The organism is Hassallia byssoidea VB512170 (genome assembly GCF_000817785.2).
Classification (GTDB): Bacteria; Cyanobacteriota; Cyanobacteriia; order Cyanobacteriales; family Nostocaceae; genus Hassallia; species Hassallia carrinoi.
Genome location: NZ_JTCM02000003.1, coordinates 90630 through 109419, shown reverse-complemented (window position 1 = coordinate 109419; position 18790 = coordinate 90630). Strand labels below are relative to the sequence as shown.

Below are 18790 nucleotides of genomic sequence, written 5' to 3'. Positions count from 1 at the left end.
GTAATTGGTAATAATTTTTACCATTAACCCCTTTCTTTCTCTTCAAGAGTCAACTATCAACTATCAACTATCAACTATCGACTATCAACTATCAACTATCAACTATCAACTATCGACTATCGACTATCAACTATCAACTAACTCTTGAAGCGTAAAGCGTGCGGTGAAGGGTTTTGCGTTTGGCTAGTTCTTTTCCGATGCGACCTAGTTTTTCACGTAGCTGCTGGTCTTTACACAAGCGACTGAAAGCTTGAAAAATTTCACAGCCAGAATTCGGATTAACTAGGATGCCATTTTCTTCATGGCGAATTGCATCTATGACACCGCCTAAACAAGAAGCAATTACAGGCTTACCGAAGTAACCCGCTTCTAAGTAAACTGCATCAAAACCCTCTATACTAGCTGATTTAGTGTCAAACAAAGTCAGCATAGCAAATAAATCACAAGCTGCATAGTAGCCGGCTAATTCGCGATCGCTTACATATCCGGCAAAGTGTACCCGTTTATCTACTCGCAAGCGACGTGCTAAAGATTTCAGTTCTAATTCACAAGCACCTTGCCCACAAAGTATATAGTGAACATCTATCCCCTGAGTCAGCAGTAGTGTTAAGTTTTCAATCACTTTGTCGAACCCTTTACACTTCTCAAGTTGTCCTACCGAGAGAATAACTACAGATGTTTCCGGAATATTGTACGCTTCACGGACGCGAACACGTAAATTATCAAGACTATCAACGCTGGTTGCGACGGCAAATTTTTCCGGTCTGAGGATAGGATTAATAATGTGGGTAGGAGTATTAAATCGGAAATTAGCTTTTAGGTAATCTTTTATAAACGAACTTTTACAAACAATTCCTTCAGATCGTATCAGTGTTAATGCGAATAGAATACGCCACAAGGGATTGCGTAAAACATGAACAATATCATTGCCATGTAAGTAGATAAAAAAACGAATAGGTAATAAATAGCTTAATACTAACACCGCCAGAAAGTTGTAGCCGTGACCCCACTCTATGTAGCGGTAACGATAGCGAAAATAAAGTTGCACGGCTAACACAAATGACCAGACCAGATTGAGAATATGCTTTATATTATTCTCAACAAAACCACTACGCCAAAATCTCGGATTTGACCAGCGATACACGGGAAACTGTTGATCGCGATCGAATGCTTTGTCTCCAGAGCAACTACTTGCTAAAACAATTACCCTTTCTGGGTCTTGCAGACAGCGATTATAGATATATTCTCCTATTCCACCCTGGTTCGGCAAGAAGGTGCGCGATATTACTAAGATGTCAGGAGAGGCTGTTTTGTCTTGGATTTTTGCATCAATTTGTGATATTTGTTCCATGAAAACTTCGTCTAAACTTCTTAATTATTCATTCTGCGGACTGAAGATAAGTATGTACTTTTAGTAGATGTTATTAGTGCAGTTTTTATCACTAATTTTTTAGTCGGCAACCTTTAATAATCAGTATTTTTTCTCGTTTGTAATCAATGAGATGATGTCAGACAATTAATTTCACAAATCATAGTTTGCGCTCTATTTTGCTGAGTATCCTCAAAAATAATTTAATTATTTTTGAATCAAAATTATTTTTATTTATATTTGGTACAAAAAATTAACAATAATTATTAAGTAGCAATTAGAAAAAAACGACCGGAGCATAATAAGAGTCTAGAGATTGCTAAGTCTATCTCCTAGAAATAGTTTATCCTAAATACAGCCATAATGTGATGCCAAAATGCCGATAATGCTTTGAATCGTGGCGATAGTGAAGAACATTTAAATGCGCCCCAAGCGTGGTGTGTGTGGAGTAGGTGTCGTTTAATTAAAGTTAAAAAGGCGATCGCGACTTTACCGCAATACACAAAGCGGCATAAAAGCGAAAGTGTTCACTAGTCCTATACAGTCGATGATAACCAAAAATATCTACAACCATCCATAGAAGATTATTTTGATAACCTTAAAAAAAATTGCAATCCTAAACTGAAGTTTGACAAAGTTATCCCAGCTGGGTGCGGTGATAAGTTTTTCTGATTGGTAGGCGATCGCACTCTTCTGGTGGGGATAATTAGTTGTACGGTTATCTACTCCAGAAATCCCCCCTGCGAGTGCGGCACGCCGAGAATAATCAGCGGTAAATTAAAGGTATAGCGATAGATGAATCTTACACAGAGCTAGTAAATATCAAAAACGAAAGCTCGGTTCTGTTAGGAGTGTCATCTATACACTTACTCCTACCAGTACTAGGAGAAATCATAAGTAATAACGTTTTCAAGTGACTGTGTTATGCGTAAACAACTACAACAAGCCATCAAACCGCTATTAAAAACTTTGTTTGTCCTCAGCTTAGTGTTTACTTTGGCACTGAGTCACGCAGATCAAGCATTAGCCGCCCGCAGTGGTGGTAGAATTGGCGGTGGTTCCTTCAGAGCGCCTTCTAGCCGTACCTATGCACCTCCCGGTGGATACGGAGGGGGATACGGCGGTGGCTACGGAGGTGGCTACGGAGGAGGATACTATCCTGGTGGTGGATTTGGGTTTCCTTTCTTGTTTCCCTTCTTTGGTATTGGGGGAGGATTTGGTGGTTTGTTTACCATCTTAATCTTCTTGGCGATCGCTAACTTCACGGTACAAGCTTTCCGTCGCGCTACCAGTGGCGAAACCGCAGAAGATACAGGTTACAGCAGCAATTCTAATGTTTCTGTGACTCGTCTGCAAGTAGGTATGTTAGCACAAGCTCGTGACTTGCAACCCGAACTCAACCGAATTGCCGAAACAGCTGACACCAACTCTCCAGAGGGTAGAGCGGAAATTTTGCAAGAAGCCAGCCTCGCTTTGCTACGCCATCCAGAATACTGGGTATATGCAGGTGGTGGTACACAGCAAGCGCGTTTAAATTCAGCCGAAGCTCAGTTTAACCGTTTGGCACTAGCAGAACGCAGCAAATTTACCGAAGAAACTCTTTCTAACGTTAACAACCAGCTAAAAGAAGCCACTCCTAAGAATGCTTTACCTGGTGCTGATGTTGACAACCCAACCGACCTAATTACCCAAGGTCCTGGAGAATATATCATTGTCACCCTACTAGCGGCAACATTAGGTAAGTTTGAAATTCCAGCAGTCAACAACGTTGACGACTTGCGTCAAGCTTTGCGCCAAATTGGTAGTATCCCCAGCGATAAACTTCTGGCGATTGAAGTTCTCTGGACTCCGCAAGCTGAAGGTGACACTCTCACCTCTGATGATTTATTGGCAGAGTACGCCGATTTGAAATTGGTTTAAACCGTAATAAGCGCTTCAACGCTAAATAAAGCGCTGAAGCGCTTACTACGAAATTAAAAATAAAGAAAATCTTTTACTTGAAATTCTTTCGACTCCTTACGCTTTCTTTTTTTACCCACATCATAATAAACAAAATCTAAAATTACTTTATCTCGACCGATTAATTGATAATTTTCTATCTTATCTAAGTAATGATTTTTATTCTCATAAATTGGTTTTGCTAACTTAATTCCGGGAAAGATAATCTTTTCTTGTTTCAAGACAAATCCCCGCTCTGCATCTGTATCTAACCATACAGGACTTTTATAAACGACAATATTATAAGATTTAAATTTAATTTCTTGCTCTGGCTGATAAATACCAATTAACAAAAAGATTATAGTAGCGTTATTGAAAATCCACACAGAAAGCAAACTTGGTAATAAAAATATCCAAAAATTTATCAGTTTTAGCCACCATCTGCGAAAGAAAAACCCATTAACTATAAGTAAAAACGGAATCAACAAGAATAACGCTACAGCGATCGCGTTGAACGAAGGAAATACAAAACTAAATATTTTAAATATCAAATTTGCTAAAAACAAAACCGAAAGAAACCCAATAATAACCAGATTCAGCAATGGTTGGTTTTTGCTTGGTTTGAAAAACCTGAATAACCGCTTCATGAAATTTTCCTGTTTGCAGTTTTGGTTTTATTCGACGCTAAACAAAGAAACGATTCGGGATTTTATATCATGTCCATCTTTATTAACAGGTGTCGTAGAGACGTTCCGGCGGAACGTCTCTACATATATATGTGATTAAAGGACATGATTTTACACAACAAAACCGCCTATTGCATGATAGACGGTTTTTCCGCAATTATTTTATGATAGTTCTTCCTTATCAAGATTATAATAACCTATTTTTGAATCGCAGTCAATACCTTTCCCAATACAAATTCAACGGCACTAAGAAAACACAACCCGAAAGCCACATATTCTCAATCCGCCAACTGCTTCATTCCAGCTGCGACTGGCACTGCGGCAAAGTTCCGGACTAAAGCTCCAAGAACCACCGCGCAATACCCGACGATGTTCATCTCCGCCAAGTTCCCAAACGCTGCCATCTGTGGGTGCTACTTCATAATTTTTGTGCCAGGGGTCAGCACACCATTCCCAAACTAAGCCGTGCATGTCGTACAATCCAAAGGCGTTGGCAAGTTGAAAACTACCGACATCAGTAGTTTCTCTGCGGAATTTGCTTTTTGCATCCAAAGCGTAGGAATCGCTACCACCGCAGTTTGCTAATTCTGGGGTGACTGTTTTGCCAAAGTGGTAGGGTGTAGTTGTTCCTGCCCTACAAGCATACTCCCATTCAGCTTCGCTGGGTAAACGATAGTTACGTCCGGTTTGTTCTCTTAGCCGAAAACAAAATTCTACCGCTTCGTGCCAAGATACATTTTCAACTGGTCTATTTATACCTTTAAATTTGGATGGATGAGGATTCAAAGATTGTTTGACTTTGGGTAATGCTGCTACTGCTCTCCATTGTGCTTGAGTTACGGGATATTTTCCCATAAAAAAAGGTGCAACGGTGACTTGATGTTGTGGATGTTCGTCTGCATCTCCTTCAAATTCTGGGGAACCCATCATAAAAGTTCCACCGGGAATTGATACCATTTCTAATTTGATGACTTTACCAAAGTCTTCTACTAAGTAGTTTGCACTTTGACGGTTGCGGCTAATTTCTTTACCTTTTTTATCTACTGTGACGACTTCAAATTGAAATTCTGATAAGGTGGGCAATGATGAGATGATTTGCGTTTGTGGTGGTGATGTCGGTTGAGAAGTAGCTAATATTGTTGGTGCTGTATTTTCTCTCAAGTTGATTTGGGGTGACTTCAAATCTTTCAGAACTTCTGCTGCTGATTGATATCTTTCACTGGCTAAGTGTTTCAGCAATTTATCCAGAATTTGCCCAAATTCTTCGCTGATAAAGATGCCTTTTTCTTGCAAACGCGATCGCCACATCCACTGCCCATTCATGGCATCATAAAGATTATCTTGAATCTGTCCATAATCGTCTAGAAGCGGTAATGATTGCGTTAAAAGTCGCACGCATGTGACGCCTAATGAGTACAAATCGCTTGCGTGACAAGCAAATCCAGCCATTTGCTCGTTTGGTGCATAACCTATTGTATAAATTACTGTAGCTTGTCTAACTAAACTGGTTTGTGTTACTTGTTTCGCACCACCAAAGTCAATTAATACGAGTCTTCCATCACTTTCACGACGGATGATGTTTTCTGGTTTAATGTCGCGATGAATGACGTTACGCGAGTGAACAAATTCCAAAACTGGTAATAAATCAAGTAAAATTTGGCGAATTTGTTCTTCGTTAAAGAGTTGTTGCTGAACTTCTGCTAAAAGTGTTTTCCCAATAATAAATTCTTGCACGAGATACAAGCTAATACCTTGTTGAAAGTATGCAAGTAATCTGGGAATTTGGATGTGATTTTCTCCGAGTTCATACAAGCGAAAAGCTTCTTCTTGAAAGAATTGTGCGGCTTTAATACGTTGTCCTGTTCCCTGAACTTGTGGGACAAATTGTTTGATGACGCAAGGTGCATTTAATCTGTCTGCGTCTGCTGCTTCGTAAGTTCTACTAAATCCACCTTCACCTAATAGTCTCAATACACGGTAGCGGTTTCTGAGAAGTTTGTCAAAGTTGCTTTGTCCGCAACTTATGCAATATCTATTGCCATCAGGATTGAAGGGATTTGAACAATTGGGATTTTGGCAGATTTGCATAACAAGCTGGAGAACACATCTTGTCCAAAGTAAGCCCCAATATTATCGAATTAAAAAGAGATATTAAGAGATATGTAGGCAACTAAATAAAGAATTTAGGAGTGGGGAGTGGGGAGTGGGGAGTGGGGAGGAGCGGAGGAGCGGAGGAGCGCAGTAGAGACGCGATTAATCGCGTCTGTACAAAAGTCTGAATTCTGGTTTATTTGTGCTTGGCGGTTTCTAAATATGAATATATATGGGCGCACGATTTTCCATTATATAGAGAATATTAATCTAAGGTTGTTGGTTTTGTCAACTGCCTTAGTCAAAGTTTAACGATCGCATCATAATTAAGAAAGATTACGCGCTTACTCATAAATAGAAGGACAATGAGCCAAACTTCTTTAAATTTAGTTGCAATATCTATCTTTTTGATGACTTTATCGGTGCTGCTGGGACCTTTGGTCAATTTGTCACCAGCTGTACCTGCGATCGCTACTTTCGCTGTTTTGGGAATCGCTACTTTGGATTCTTTCAGTTTGCAAGGTAAGGGAGGTTCTCTGCTTTTAGATTGGATTGCGGGTTTTTCACCGGAACATCGCGATCGCATTGTCCACCACGAAGCCGGTCACTTTTTGACTGCTTACTTGCTGGGTATTCCCATCAGCGGCTATACTCTGACAGCTTGGGAAGCTTTGAAGCAAGGACAACCAGGACAAGGTGGTGTTGCTTTTGATGATGCTGAATTAGCTTCGCAACTCGAACAAGGTAAAATCACCGCCCAAATGTTGGATCGCTATTGTACTGTTTGGATGGCGGGTATTGCGGCTGAAGCTTTAGTGTTTGATAATGCTGAGGGTGGATCTGATGATAAAAGTAAGCTGGCAGGTGTATTGACTTCTTTGGGTTTTTCTGCATCAGCTTACGATCAAAAACAGCGCTTTTGCTTGCTGCAAGCGAAAAACTTACTACAAGAAAATTGGTCTAGTTATCAAGCTTTGGTGGATGCGATGCGAAAACGCGCTTCGGTGAAAGAGTGTTCAGAAGCGATCGCGCTGAATGCCGAGTTAGAAGTTAGTCCATAGTCCACAGTCAAAAAGTCCATAGTCCATAGTCCAAAGATACCTTGACTATTGACCATTAACTATTGACCATTGACTATTGACCATTGACTCTTGACTCTTGACCGTTGACTCTTGACCATTGACTCTTAACTTTAAGAGGAAACAACTTGAAGATGTGACATATGGGATAAGTAGTTGCTACTAATGACACGGTTGCGTCCTGTGGCTTTGGCTTGTAAAAGATATTTATCGGCACGATCTAGCATACTCATTCCATTGGCATCATCTTCGTCTCGCAAAGAAGCTGTACCCAAGCTAATGGTGAGGTTGATAGTCACTTGATTGTTAATTTTAAATGGTTCTTGGTTGACTATGCGATTGAGACGACGCGCTACTAAAAGTGCTTCTTCACCTGTGGTGTTAGCGAGAATAATCACGAATTCTTCACCACCGTAGCGGAAGGCTGTGTCTTGAAAGCGTAAATTATTCCGCAGTCTTGCAGATAGTAACTGTAAAAGGCGATCGCCTACTAAATGTCCGTAGGTATCGTTAACTTTTTTGAAGAAATCTACATCGAGAATAATCAAACTTAAGGGATTATTCTGATTCCGTGATTTTTGGATTTGTCTGGGTAAATCCCATTCTAAAGCACGGCGATTATTCATTTGTGTCAGTGAATCTGCTAAGGCGATCGCTGACAAAACATCATTTTCTTGCATCATATCTCGGTATTTTTGCGCTTTTCGCAAACCTACCGTTAATTGAGCTAATATTAAGCGATTATTAGCAGACAACGCTGATTTCTGGTCTCTTTTTTCTTCGGTAATTTGCCAAATATAAGCATCAGCACCTTGCTTTAGCGCGGTGGAAGTCATCTCCAAATCCCACTCCCAGTTTCTTTGAGAGAGTATTTCAGGACGATCTTCAAAGAGAATACAGTATATCCACGATAGCTTTGTCTGGTCTTTCAGCCAACAACATAATTCCGTGCTGGCATTAAGGCTAGCCTGCACTAAGATTATATCCGGTGGCGTATTTTGAATGCGCGACACCGCCTGATTCAAATTGGCGATAACTTCTACACTAAAAGCGGTTGCATCACGGATCTGATCCGGAAGGCTAGCGAGAAATTTATCACTTCCAAAGACCAGAATAGAAATATTCATTGCTTTGCTTTTTGCCCTTATTCAATTTTAACGCTATAACCCTGATTCAACTTGCTAAAACTTGCTTTTATTACTGAGTCTATTTCTGTTTTGGCAAGGGAATATTACCGAATATTTGATTGTCTTAACACTAGATATATAAGAAGTTGCCAACTTTTAATAACCTCTTAATATTTTGATTGCGACAATTGCAGGAACTGAAACTTATGATACCTACTTTCAGCTGTCACCTATTTTTTTTAAACAGTAAAAACACTGAAAAATCTTTCTTAGGGTAGAGGCTTACTCTCAGTTACTGGTGTTAAACCTCCCAAATAATTACCAAAAATCAAAGCTTTAGACTTTAAAATAAGAAATACCCATTAAGTCCAATATTTCCATAACTTATTTTTATGAATCATCCAAGTAGCAATCTGCGTAATTACTCCGTAAAAACCGAGATATGTTATAAAGATTAGTAACTTTATATGACTTCAGACTAAGGCACGGAATCGATGAACGCGAAAAACGTAAAAGCTAAATTTATCTGTTTTATTTTTTCCGGATTTCTTTACTAAATCACATTTTTCTTAACAAATTGCTGCTTGATCGGTAAATATACATAAATCAAAATCAAAAGTTGAAATTACCAAAAAAGCGAGTTTTGTAATTTGCGAGGCGGACACATGATGGCGACGAAAATTGTCTTCATCAGTGTCCTGAGGAAAAATATTAATTAATAATTAATATTCCATTACTGATAACCTTCTATGTGATAACCAGCCGCAACAATCGCCTGTTTGATAGACTCTTCCGAAGCTGCGGATTCTACGGTGACAGTTTTGGCTTTGACATCTACCTCAACTTTGGCATCAGGTTCCATTACGTGGATAGATTCGGAAATCGTTGCTGCACAATCATCGCAGGCAATGTTGGGAACGTTCAATTTCAACGCCATGAGTCACCTCTGTACTTGGACTTGGATTATTCTTTCAAGATTAATCTTATGAAAAAGATTTTAAAGGATCATCCTACCAGAGTTAGGTGATTGTGCCACTACGTAATACGGCACTGACGCAGGCGATCGCGCTTCGACAAATTGAAACGAAATGCAAAAATATATAAAGATACTTATGCAAATACGCTTATTCATAGCGAAATGTTGGAAACGACTAAAGTAGTTATCATATGCACACACCAGGAGAAATAAAAATCTTTTCTTTTAAGCGTCCAAGCGTCCCTCAACTTTTGTAAACAGTTATGCCTTCAAATCTCCAGTACCTCAGCGGTAGCGAAATTCGCACTCTTTTTCTCGACTTTTACGCTCAACGCGGACACCAGATTCTCCCAAGCGCGTCTTTGGTGCCAGAAGATCCCACCGTGCTGCTGACGATCGCGGGGATGCTACCATTTAAACCGATATTCTTGGGACAGCGCACACCAGAATTTAAACGTGCGACAACTTCCCAAAAATGCATCCGCACCAACGATATCGAAAACGTCGGACGCACGAATCGGCATCAAACGTTCTTTGAAATGCTGGGTAATTTCAGCTTTGGTGATTATTTCAAAGAACAAGCGATCGCTTGGGGTTGGGAAATTTCCACCAAAGTCTTTAACTTCTCAAAAGAAAACCTCGTTGTCAGCGTTTTTGAATCAGACGACGAAGCCTTTGCTATCTGGCGCGATCAAATCGGTGTCACCGAAGCGCGAATCAAGCGCCTGGGTGCAGATGATAACTTTTGGGCATCTGGTATTACTGGTCCTTGTGGTCCCTCCTCAGAAATATATTACGACTTTCACCCAGAACGCGGCGACGACAATATTGATTTAGAAGACGACACCCGATTTATCGAGTTTTACAATCTCGTCTTCATGCAATATAACCGCGATGCAGAAGGCAACTTAACACCACTTGCCAATAAAAACATCGACACCGGGATGGGTTTAGAGAGGATGGCGCAAATCCTCCAACGTGTTCCTAACAACTACGAAACCGATTTAATTTTCCCGATAATTAAAACAGCAGCAGATATTGCTGGTATTGATTACACAACCAGCGATGAAAATACCAAAGTCTCTTTGAAAGTAATAGGCGATCACGTTCGTGCTGTCGTCCACATGATAGCCGATGAAATCCGCGCTTCTAACGTGGGACGCGGTTATGTGCTGCGTCGCTTAATTCGTCGCGTGGTGCGTCACGGACGCTTAATTGGCATTTCTGGAGAATTTACTACAGAAGTTGCGGAAACTGCAATTAGCATTTCCGAATCAGCTTACCCGAATGTGCGCCAAGACGAAGACGCCATCAAAGCTGAATTGCAACGCGAAGAATCCAACTTCCTGAAAACTTTGGAAAGAGGGGAAAAACTGCTTGCGGAAATTATCGCCAAGCTGAAAGAAGAAGGCAAAACCCAAATTAGCGGGGAAAGTGCTTTTACTTTGTATGATACCTACGGTTTCCCCCTCGAACTGACGCAAGAAATTGCTGAGGAAAACAGCCTTACAGTTGATGTTGCTGGATTCGAGGCAGAAATGGAAATCCAAAAAGAACGCGGTAGAGATGCACACGAAACCATCGATTTAACTGTACAAGGTTCTCTCGACAAGCTAGCCGAACATATTAATGTGACAGATTTTGTGGGTTACACCCAACCGACAGCAACTGCAAAAGTCGAAGTCATACTTGTGGGTGGAGTTTCCCAAGAAGAAGCGGACGCGGGGACAAGCGTGCAAATAGTGCTTGACAAAACGCCATTTTATGCTGAGTCAGGCGGACAAATAGGCGATCGCGGTTATATCTCCGGTGATGGTATCGTCATTCGAGTCGAAGACGTGAAAAAAGAATCTGATTTCTTTGTTCACTTCGGACGCATCGAACGCGGTACAATCCGAGTAGGAGATTCTGTGACTGCACAGATAGACGCGGGTTGTCGGCGTCGTCTGCAAGCAAATCATACTGCTACACATCTGCTGCAAGCGGCTTTGAAGAAGTTAGTCGATGAAGGCATATCTCAAGCTGGTTCTTTGGTTTCCTTCGACAGATTGCGCTTTGACTTTAACTGTCCGCGTCCCCTGACACCGGAAGAAGTTCAGCAAGTCGAAGAACAGGTTAATACTTGGATTGCCGAAGCACATGCGGCGAAAGTCGAAATATTACCTTTAGCAGAAGCCAAAGCTAGGGGTGCTGTTGCCATGTTCGGCGAAAAATACGGCGAAGAAGTGCGCGTGATTGATTTTACGGGTGTATCGATGGAACTGTGCGGCGGAACTCATGTAAGTAATACTGCGGAGATTGGCGTTTTTAAGATTATTTCTGAGGCTGGTGTAGCTTCGGGAGTAAGGCGAATTGAAGCGGTTTCCGGTTCAGCGGTGCTGGATTATTTGAATGTTCGCGATAAAGTAGTCAAGGATTTAAGCGATCGCTTTAAAGTTAAACCGGAAGAAGTTCCAGAGAGAATCACCGGACTGCAAAACGAGTTGAAGAATACTCAAAAGCAGTTGGAGATATTGAAAGGACAATTGGCGATCGCTAAATCTGACAGCTTGCTACAAACAGCTGAATCTGTAGGCGATTATAAAATTATCGTCGCCCAAATGGAAGACGTTGATGCCGCTTCGTTGCAAACCGCAGCTGAACGCTTGTTGCAAAAACTGGGTAAGGGTGCGGTGGTGTTGGGTTCGGTTCCGGAAGCTGGGAAAGTTAGCCTGATAGCAGCTTTTAGTCCAGAAGTCAATAAAAAAGGACTTCTTGCCGGTAAATTTATTGGTGCTATTGCGAAGATTTGCGGTGGTGGTGGTGGTGGAAGACCGAATTTAGCGCAAGCTGGGGGACGTGATGCGAGTAAGTTACCAGAAGCGTTGGATAAAGCGCAAAGTGAGTTGAAGTCTGGTTTAGCTTAAAGTTCTAAACTATTTTCTTTACTGGTAATAATTCGCAAATTTACTTGTGGGTTAGGCATCTGCTATCGGCTTTGTCTTAACCCATTTTTTATTCATCATCTGAAGCAATATTTTTTATCAGTACTCGCTTGTTTTAACTTTTTTTGGAACATGTCAAGACACAAGATCGTTACAAATTTAGCCCCGGTTCAAGAGGCAATGATCCCTATATATCGAGAAAAATGGCACTCAATTGCTATCTCAAAAGAACCAATTAATCGTGATAAAGTTACTGAAGTAATTAAGGCTGCCTATTTTATCAGTAATTATCCAGAACCTGAAATTTTGTTCTATAGTAATCCTTTTGTGGCGATTCAAGACGTTACTCGTATTGATAATTTTCGGCATGACCTAGGTCGCAATATAAATATTAAATTTCTTAAAAGAGTAGTGGATCATATTCAATGTGGGTTAAAGCAACAGCTTGATGAACATCTTTTTATCAGGTTGCGAAATCAAATACAATTTCCCGTATTTCCATACTATTCAACTCAGGAATATCACCAAATTTCCTACTTTCCATACGGTATTGAGAGATGTATTGAGCAGCAGTTGCTCACTGACTTTGAAAAGCATAATCCTGAGTTGGGATTTAGTGATTTTTCATACTTTACAGGGCATCTCACAAGACCAGCGGAATGGGCAATTTGGGGGTGCATGTTTGATTTCTGTATTTCAGTTATTGAGCTTCATCACGATAGAAATAAATGGGATGTTTTTCAACAACTAATTCAATATTGTGGTCTTTTATTTCGATATGAGAAGGTTTGTATTGCCTGCGATCGTCCCTATAAATTATTTTTTGATGAGGAAAATAGACTTCATGCTGATGGTAAACCAGCCCTTGAATTTGCTGATGGCTATAGTGTCTATGCTAACCACGGTCAATGTCTTTCAGAAGAAAGTTAGTAGGTTGAGTAGAACGAGGGAAACCCAATAATAACTTATAAATTGTTAGGTGAAGCGATAGCATAACCCAACATCCATGAGAAGCGATGTCTACGACAAGTCGCGTTGCGTCTACGCACTACAATTAAGTCAGGTAAAAGATTACCTTTGAACATTGCTTAAGTACTAATCATGCAAAGAGTCACAGTTGAGGAGTTTCAACAAAAACCATTGCAATACCTCAATCAAGTTGAAGCAGGTGAAAGCTTTATTATTGTGCAAGCTGACAAACCTATTGCCGAACTAAAACCGATTACAAGTACCGAAAAAAAGATGCGTCCGTTTGGTTTATGTGCTGGAGAATTTACGGTTACTGATGATTTTGATGCACCCTTACCCTTATAGATTCTGAATGCATTTGAAGGTAGATGAAAATTATCCAGATCCAGAAATCCTCAAATACTCTGTCAGCGTTATTTAAGGGGAGAATTCTTTAAAGCGATCGCACCAACTGCCAATAAAGATGGACGCGAGCGATGTCTACGACAAGTCGCGTTGCGTCTACGCACTTACAAAGTTTTTCATTTAGACTCAAAAAAAGCTGCTGGTGAAATGTGAAAAAAGTTTGCAAGCTCCTGAATCTGCTTGACTGTTAAATTTTGTTGACCGCTTAATACTTCAGATACGATAAACTCGGTTTTAAAGATAGAAACTAAATCTTTTTGGCGTAAACTAAATTCATCTATCAGTACTTTAAGTAACTCGACACCATAAATATCAGGTATGAGTTTATGTCTTTCTTCGTACTCATATACTAGAGTACCTAAAACATTTAGATAGTCTTGTTCGTCGGGTGTTAATTCACTTTTATCAATCAATGAGTCGATTACTTTTTGCGTAGCCAGCAACTCTGACTCAGCGGTGATGGGACGAGGAGGGAAATTTGTCAGTAATTCAATGTAAGTGTTAGGTGTACCAAGGGTCATTTTTCCAGTCCTCTTTGTCATATTCTGCGTGGGTGAGAACATGGCGGATAAAAACTTTTTGATAATTGTAATCTACTAACGTAATGAGTCGATAGTTGTTACCGCCAATGTTAAAAATTGTAAGATTATTAACTTGATCGGCTGAGGGAAAAACTTGGCGTAAATCAACAAAGTTTTGCCATTCAGCTAAAGTTGTTAGCTTATACCATGAACGCAAACTGTTTTGTGCATTAGGATATTTTTCCCAGAACTCGACAAGTCTGGAACGAGAAATAACGTGCATATATTTTGAGTATAGAAAGATGCCTCATAAGTTATGTCTCTTGGTCGAGGTATATTTTATAATATTAGCAAATTGCGAAGTTTTTCCAGTCAACGCGATCGCACCAACTGCCAACAAAGCAGCCAAGAGCGATCGCATAATAAATTAAAAAAGGGATGTCCAAACATCCCTTTTCTAAAAAGAAACTATATCTATTGTCAGCGCGATTAAAACACTCGAAAAATAAACGGATAACGGAACGGTTCATCAGGCTGACTTAAACAGTGCAATAATGCCATAATCGTCAGTCCCCAGTGTATTGCAAAACCAAGTGCAACAACAGGGAAGAATAAAATTCCGCCAATACCAAAGGTGATAAAAGATATAATCGCAATCGGGATTCCAATTAAAGTTGCCCAGAACCAAACATTGAAGTGAAAATTAATTGATTCTTTGGCGTTGCTTTTAACAACTGGATCGTCAGAAAGTAAGTTAATGGCGATCGGAACCCCAATCGATAATAATCCTGTACTAAAAAAAATCGCTCCATGACACAGAGATGATAGCAATTTACGTTTATCTGAGTCGTATGAAACTTGCATCCTGGTCGCTCCTCAAGTTGCTTTCTAGCTTTGATTGTAACGAGCATTTAATAAGTTTAGTATTGCTGTTTACCGTACAAGCGCAGGTTTTCCGGCTTTTCCTTGAGCTAAATGAAGTTTGAACGCTACTAATCGACTCTACTATGAGGTTTACCGAACCCCCACAGTAGAAGAACTGATTCAAAATATCTAGAAATTTTTAAGGGCAGACAAAATGCCTGCCCTCTTGGATCATAAAAATTGTGAAGTACCTCAACCACAAGGGTTTAGGTTTCTTGGGCACACATGATGTTTTCAGTGTTATCCTAGTCTTGCAACTAGCTCCTCAAGCGTGAGTTCCGGCACTCCCTGCCGTACAAGAAGTATTATAGCATAGCATTTGGGCTTGTATTGAAAAAATTTCTAAAGGAGTAGACAATGGGTAGATTAAATCCTTTCTCTCTACAGATGCAGATTACTAGCATGTTTGAGCAAGGGCAATCATTTTTTGCCACCACCAAAGTGCAAGATTGGTTGAAAGAGCGTCAGCACAATCCAGCAGATTATGACATTATTTTCCATAAAAAACCGGCTCCTCCTGGTTCAAAAGAAGTGATGGTAATTGAAATTGAATTGCGTCGCAAAGATGGACAACCTGTAGATCCGTGGTTGCAAGAACAAGCTAACCTTCATGCTTGAAAAACGTAGGGTGCGTGATTCAACGCACCTATTGCTAATTCTTAAAATTAGAGAAAACAAATATTCTTTAACAAATGACTCAAATCAACCTCTGGACTTCTGCTGAACATGCTTTAGGCTATTTAGCACAAGCAGATAAAATTCCTCATCGCACCGAAGGGGAAAAAGTACTCCTAGAACAAGTCCCAAAAACAGTCAAGCGCATTCTCGACTTGGGAACTGGAGATGGTCGCTTATTAGCACTCTTGAAAATTGACCGTCCCCAAGTTGAAGGTGTTGCGGTTGACTTTTCACCCACAATGCTGGAAGCTGTAAAAAACCGCTTTGCAAACGATGCAACGACCAAAGCGATCGCTCACAACTTAGATGAACCATTGCCAGAGTTGGGTAAATTTGATGCAGTAGTTTCCAGCTTTGCCATTCACCACCTCACAGACGATCGCAAACATTCTCTCTACACAGAAATATTTCAAATATTGGAACCGGGTGGTATTTTCTGCAACTTAGAACATGTTTCTTCGTCAACACCAGCATTGCACGAATATTTTTTAAAAGCGATTGGTATAACTTTGGAACAAGACGACCCATCAAATAAACTTTTAAACGTGGAAACCCAACTGCGTTGGTTGCGAGAAATCGGCTTTACTGATGTCGATTGTTACTGGAAGTGGTTAGAACTTGCACTGATGATTGGGTTAAAACCGAACTAACAGCATTGCGGTATTGTGGATGAATTTAATTTGGCTTTTATTGCGTGCTTCAAAGTTGCAGGTAGCGATCGCTATTTTAACTGGTTTAGTCAGTGGTGGAACCACCGCCCGACTGATTGCACTAATTAACAGTGCTGTCAGTGGCAATTTTACATCTAACATAGTGTGGTACTTCGCAGCACTAGCATTTGTAGTTCTCATCAACAGCATCATCTGCCAAGTTTTGTTAATCAATCTTTCCCAAGACGCTGTTTATCGCTTGCGGTTGCGCTTGAGTCAAGGGGTTTTGTCTTCTCCCCTGCGACATTTAGAACAACTCGGTGCAAATCAATTAATGACAACCCTCACCGAAGATGTTGCCACACTATCCACCACAGTTTACGCAATTCCCTTTATTTGCGTTGACATTGCCATTATTGCCGGTTGCTTGCTCTACCTCGGTTCGCTCTCCATCGGCGTGTTTGCCTTTACAATCGGCTTTATCATGGTAGCGTTGGGCACTATTCAACTACTAATTAATAGAGCGCAACATTTTCTCACCTTAGCTAGAGTTGACCAAGACCGCTTATTCAAACATTTTAGCACCATTGTTGATGGTATCAAAGAACTCAAATTACACGCCGCCCGCCGTCAAGACTTTTTCTCTCAAGAATTGCAAAAAAGCGCAGCTACATCGCGGGATCATAATGCTACAGCGCTGATAACATTTTCAATTGGTAGCAACTGGTCAAATCTGCTATTTTTTATTCTTATCGGCTTATTGCTATTTGGTTTGCCGCAATTAATAGCGATCGCACCATCTGTATTATCAGGATATATACTTACCTTCACTTACCTGATGCTACCGATGCAAAGCATATTAGACAAGCTTCAACAACTGTCTAGAGCAAGTGTAGCACTGCAAAAAATAGAAAGAATGGGTTTAACATTAGCCGCACAAAAAGAAGACACGGGGACACGGGGACACAAAGACACGGGGATATTTTCTACATTAGAATTACAACAAGTCACCCATGCTTACCCAGGTGAAGTAGAAGACAGCAATTTTATTTTAGGTCCGCTGGATTTGACCTTTCATCCCGGTCAACTAGTGTTTATTGTAGGCGGTAATGGTAGCGGTAAATCCACCTTGGCGAAACTGATTACAGGATTGTACATCCCCGAATCAGGGCAAATTCGGCTAGATGGTAAAGTAATAACCGATGAAAATCGCGAATGGTATCGGCAGCATTTTTCTGTAGTTTTTTCAGATTTCTATTTATTTGACCGCATTTTAGGTATTAGTAATCTTGACTTTGATAAACAGGCACAGGAATATTTGCAACAGTTGCAATTAAGTCACAAAGTAAAGATTGAAAATGGTAAATTATCGACTACAGCACTATCCCAAGGACAGCGTAAACGTCTGGCTTTATTAACTGCATATTTAGAAAATCGTTCGATTTATTTATTTGATGAATGGGCATCAGACCAAGACCCGGTTTTCCGGGATATATTTTATAAAGAAATACTATTAAATCTCAAGCAACAAGGTAAAACAGTATTAGTTATCAGCCACGATGACCACTATTTTCATTTAGCAGATAGAGTAATTAAGTTAGATTACGGCAAAGTTGAATATGACCAAAGAATTATTAAATCATAATTCATAATTCATAATTTAGGGTAGAGAGCAAATCAATTTTCTTCCGAAATCAAGCCACCGCCTGAATGCATAAGGTAATAATTATGAATTATGAATTATGAATTATGAATTATGAATTACGGCGAGGCACTCGTTGCTGTTGAATTTTGTTGTGGAAAAGGGTGAAAGGGACACTTATCTGGTAAATAGAAAAATATACCCATTAAAAGAGCGATCGCTTTTTACTGGTCTTACGTATCAATACCTGCATCGCCCTTAAGTACACTTTAAGACGGAACGTATAACAATGATTGTTGAAACTTTGAATGGCACGATGTCCATTAACGCTCTGGAAATCAGTACTCTAGATTTTGAACGAGCGCTCGCCAGTTGTCGCAAAGATTGCGAAGCTGCTGCAACCGCTGCTGGATTTCCACTAAAGGCAGGGTACGACATCCTGATTGGATGCATTGCCAACCATTTTGATGGCTGGTCGCCGGATGACTTTAATCTATGGGTTCAAAGGGTAATTGAAAACTATGGCGAGATTAGTGCCAAGGGGGTTAAAGTTTTGGAACTGTACGAGCTTGTTAGCTTCCTCACGAGCGAACCGCGACACCGCCCGAAACAAAGACTACTACGTGCCTTAACAAAATCAGCATAACACCAACCAACAAAAAATGCTTTTCTTGGTGACTGGTTGAGGCTTAAATACAAGAAGTAGGCGATCGCTTGATACAGGTTATGGTGCATCTACAATCTCGCTTGGACATCACAGAGATATTTTGCGACCTAGACGACAAAAAGACGCAGCTCCGACACTTAACAG

Annotated in this window: 17 protein-coding genes; 9 read left to right on the top strand and 8 right to left on the bottom strand. The window is 40.4% G+C overall.

The window, feature by feature from the left end; translation table 11 throughout:
- Nucleotides 1-133: 133 nt before the first annotated feature.
- Nucleotides 134-1351 (bottom strand): glycosyltransferase family 4 protein, encoded by a 1218-nt coding sequence (locus tag PI95_RS02620; RefSeq protein ID WP_039738886.1) that lies wholly within the window; start codon nucleotides 1349-1351, stop codon nucleotides 134-136.
- Nucleotides 1352-2293: 942 nt separating this feature from the next.
- Between PI95_RS02620 and PI95_RS02615 the strand changes: the two genes are divergently transcribed.
- The gene (locus PI95_RS02615; protein ID WP_039738884.1) at nucleotides 2294-3289 is read left to right on the top strand and encodes a DUF1517 domain-containing protein; all 996 of its coding nucleotides are present in this window, start codon (nucleotides 2294-2296) and stop codon (nucleotides 3287-3289) included.
- Between the two features lie 53 nt (nucleotides 3290-3342).
- On the opposite strand, the gene PI95_RS02610 is transcribed toward PI95_RS02615, so the two are convergent.
- Both PI95_RS02610 and PI95_RS02605 read right to left on the bottom strand, forming a co-directional pair.
- Entirely contained in the window at nucleotides 3343-3954 is a 612-nt protein-coding gene (locus tag PI95_RS02610; RefSeq protein ID WP_039738881.1) for a hypothetical protein, read from the bottom strand.
- Nucleotides 3955-4239: 285 nt separating this feature from the next.
- A complete protein-coding gene (locus PI95_RS02605) occupies nucleotides 4240-6081 on the bottom strand; it encodes a bifunctional serine/threonine-protein kinase/formylglycine-generating enzyme family protein (protein ID WP_039738880.1) in 1842 nt (613 codons plus the stop codon).
- A 368-nt stretch (nucleotides 6082-6449) separates the two neighbouring features.
- On the opposite strand from PI95_RS02605, the gene PI95_RS02600 reads away from it, so the two are divergent.
- Nucleotides 6450-7145 carry a M41 family metallopeptidase gene (locus PI95_RS02600; protein ID WP_039738878.1) on the top strand — a complete coding sequence of 232 codons (696 nt, stop codon included), beginning with the start codon at nucleotides 6450-6452 and terminating at the stop codon, nucleotides 7143-7145.
- Nucleotides 7146-7276: 131 nt separating this feature from the next.
- Here the strand turns inward: PI95_RS02600 and PI95_RS02595 are convergent, their stop codons facing one another.
- A complete protein-coding gene (locus PI95_RS02595; RefSeq protein WP_039738876.1) occupies nucleotides 7277-8290 on the bottom strand; it encodes a GGDEF domain-containing protein in 1014 nt (337 codons plus the stop codon).
- Nucleotides 8291-9023: 733 nt separating this feature from the next.
- Nucleotides 9024-9227, bottom strand: a complete 204-nt coding sequence (locus PI95_RS02590) for a heavy-metal-associated domain-containing protein (protein WP_039738875.1) — start codon at nucleotides 9225-9227, stop codon at nucleotides 9024-9026.
- 302 nt (nucleotides 9228-9529) lie between these two features.
- On the opposite strand from PI95_RS02590, the gene alaS reads away from it, so the two are divergent.
- From alaS to PI95_RS02575, 3 genes are all read left to right on the top strand, one after another.
- Nucleotides 9530-12172: an alanine--tRNA ligase gene (gene alaS / locus PI95_RS02585; protein WP_039738874.1), complete on the top strand. Its 2643-nt coding sequence runs from the start codon at nucleotides 9530-9532 to the stop codon at nucleotides 12170-12172.
- 150 nt (nucleotides 12173-12322) lie between these two features.
- Entirely contained in the window at nucleotides 12323-13120 is a 798-nt protein-coding gene (locus PI95_RS02580; RefSeq protein ID WP_039738872.1) for a DUF6745 domain-containing protein, read from the top strand.
- A 171-nt stretch (nucleotides 13121-13291) separates the two neighbouring features.
- Complete coding sequence (locus tag PI95_RS02575) at nucleotides 13292-13504, top strand: type II toxin-antitoxin system Phd/YefM family antitoxin (RefSeq protein ID WP_039738871.1); 213 nt, start codon at nucleotides 13292-13294, stop codon at nucleotides 13502-13504.
- 176 nt (nucleotides 13505-13680) lie between these two features.
- Here the strand turns inward: PI95_RS02575 and PI95_RS02570 are convergent, their stop codons facing one another.
- The 3 genes from PI95_RS02570 to PI95_RS02560 form a co-directional block, all read right to left on the bottom strand.
- On the bottom strand, nucleotides 13681-14085 hold the full coding sequence (locus tag PI95_RS02570) for a helix-turn-helix domain-containing protein (RefSeq protein ID WP_039738870.1): 405 nt from the start codon (nucleotides 14083-14085) through the stop codon (nucleotides 13681-13683).
- Nucleotides 14066-14368, bottom strand: coding sequence for a type II toxin-antitoxin system HigB family toxin (locus PI95_RS02565; protein ID WP_039738869.1), 303 nt, complete (start codon nucleotides 14366-14368; stop codon nucleotides 14066-14068). The genes PI95_RS02570 and PI95_RS02565 overlap by 20 nt, the downstream gene beginning before the upstream one ends.
- Nucleotides 14369-14574: 206 nt before the next feature.
- Nucleotides 14575-14949, bottom strand: a complete 375-nt coding sequence (locus tag PI95_RS02560) for a DUF4870 domain-containing protein (protein WP_039738867.1) — start codon at nucleotides 14947-14949, stop codon at nucleotides 14575-14577.
- A 417-nt stretch (nucleotides 14950-15366) separates the two neighbouring features.
- On the opposite strand from PI95_RS02560, the gene PI95_RS02555 reads away from it, so the two are divergent.
- The 4 genes from PI95_RS02555 (at nucleotide 15367) to PI95_RS02540 (ending at nucleotide 18625) form a co-directional block, all read left to right on the top strand.
- The gene (locus PI95_RS02555) at nucleotides 15367-15627 is read left to right on the top strand and encodes a hypothetical protein (RefSeq protein WP_039738866.1); all 261 of its coding nucleotides are present in this window, start codon (nucleotides 15367-15369) and stop codon (nucleotides 15625-15627) included.
- Between the two features lie 74 nt (nucleotides 15628-15701).
- Entirely contained in the window at nucleotides 15702-16337 is a 636-nt protein-coding gene (locus PI95_RS02550) for a class I SAM-dependent methyltransferase (RefSeq protein ID WP_039738865.1), read from the top strand.
- 19 nt (nucleotides 16338-16356) lie between these two features.
- Entirely contained in the window at nucleotides 16357-17982 is a 1626-nt protein-coding gene (locus tag PI95_RS02545; RefSeq protein WP_039738863.1) for a cyclic peptide export ABC transporter, read from the top strand.
- 313 nt (nucleotides 17983-18295) lie between these two features.
- Complete coding sequence (locus PI95_RS02540) at nucleotides 18296-18625, top strand: hypothetical protein (protein ID WP_236116900.1); 330 nt, start codon at nucleotides 18296-18298, stop codon at nucleotides 18623-18625.
- The last annotated feature ends 165 nt before the right edge of the window (nucleotides 18626-18790 follow it).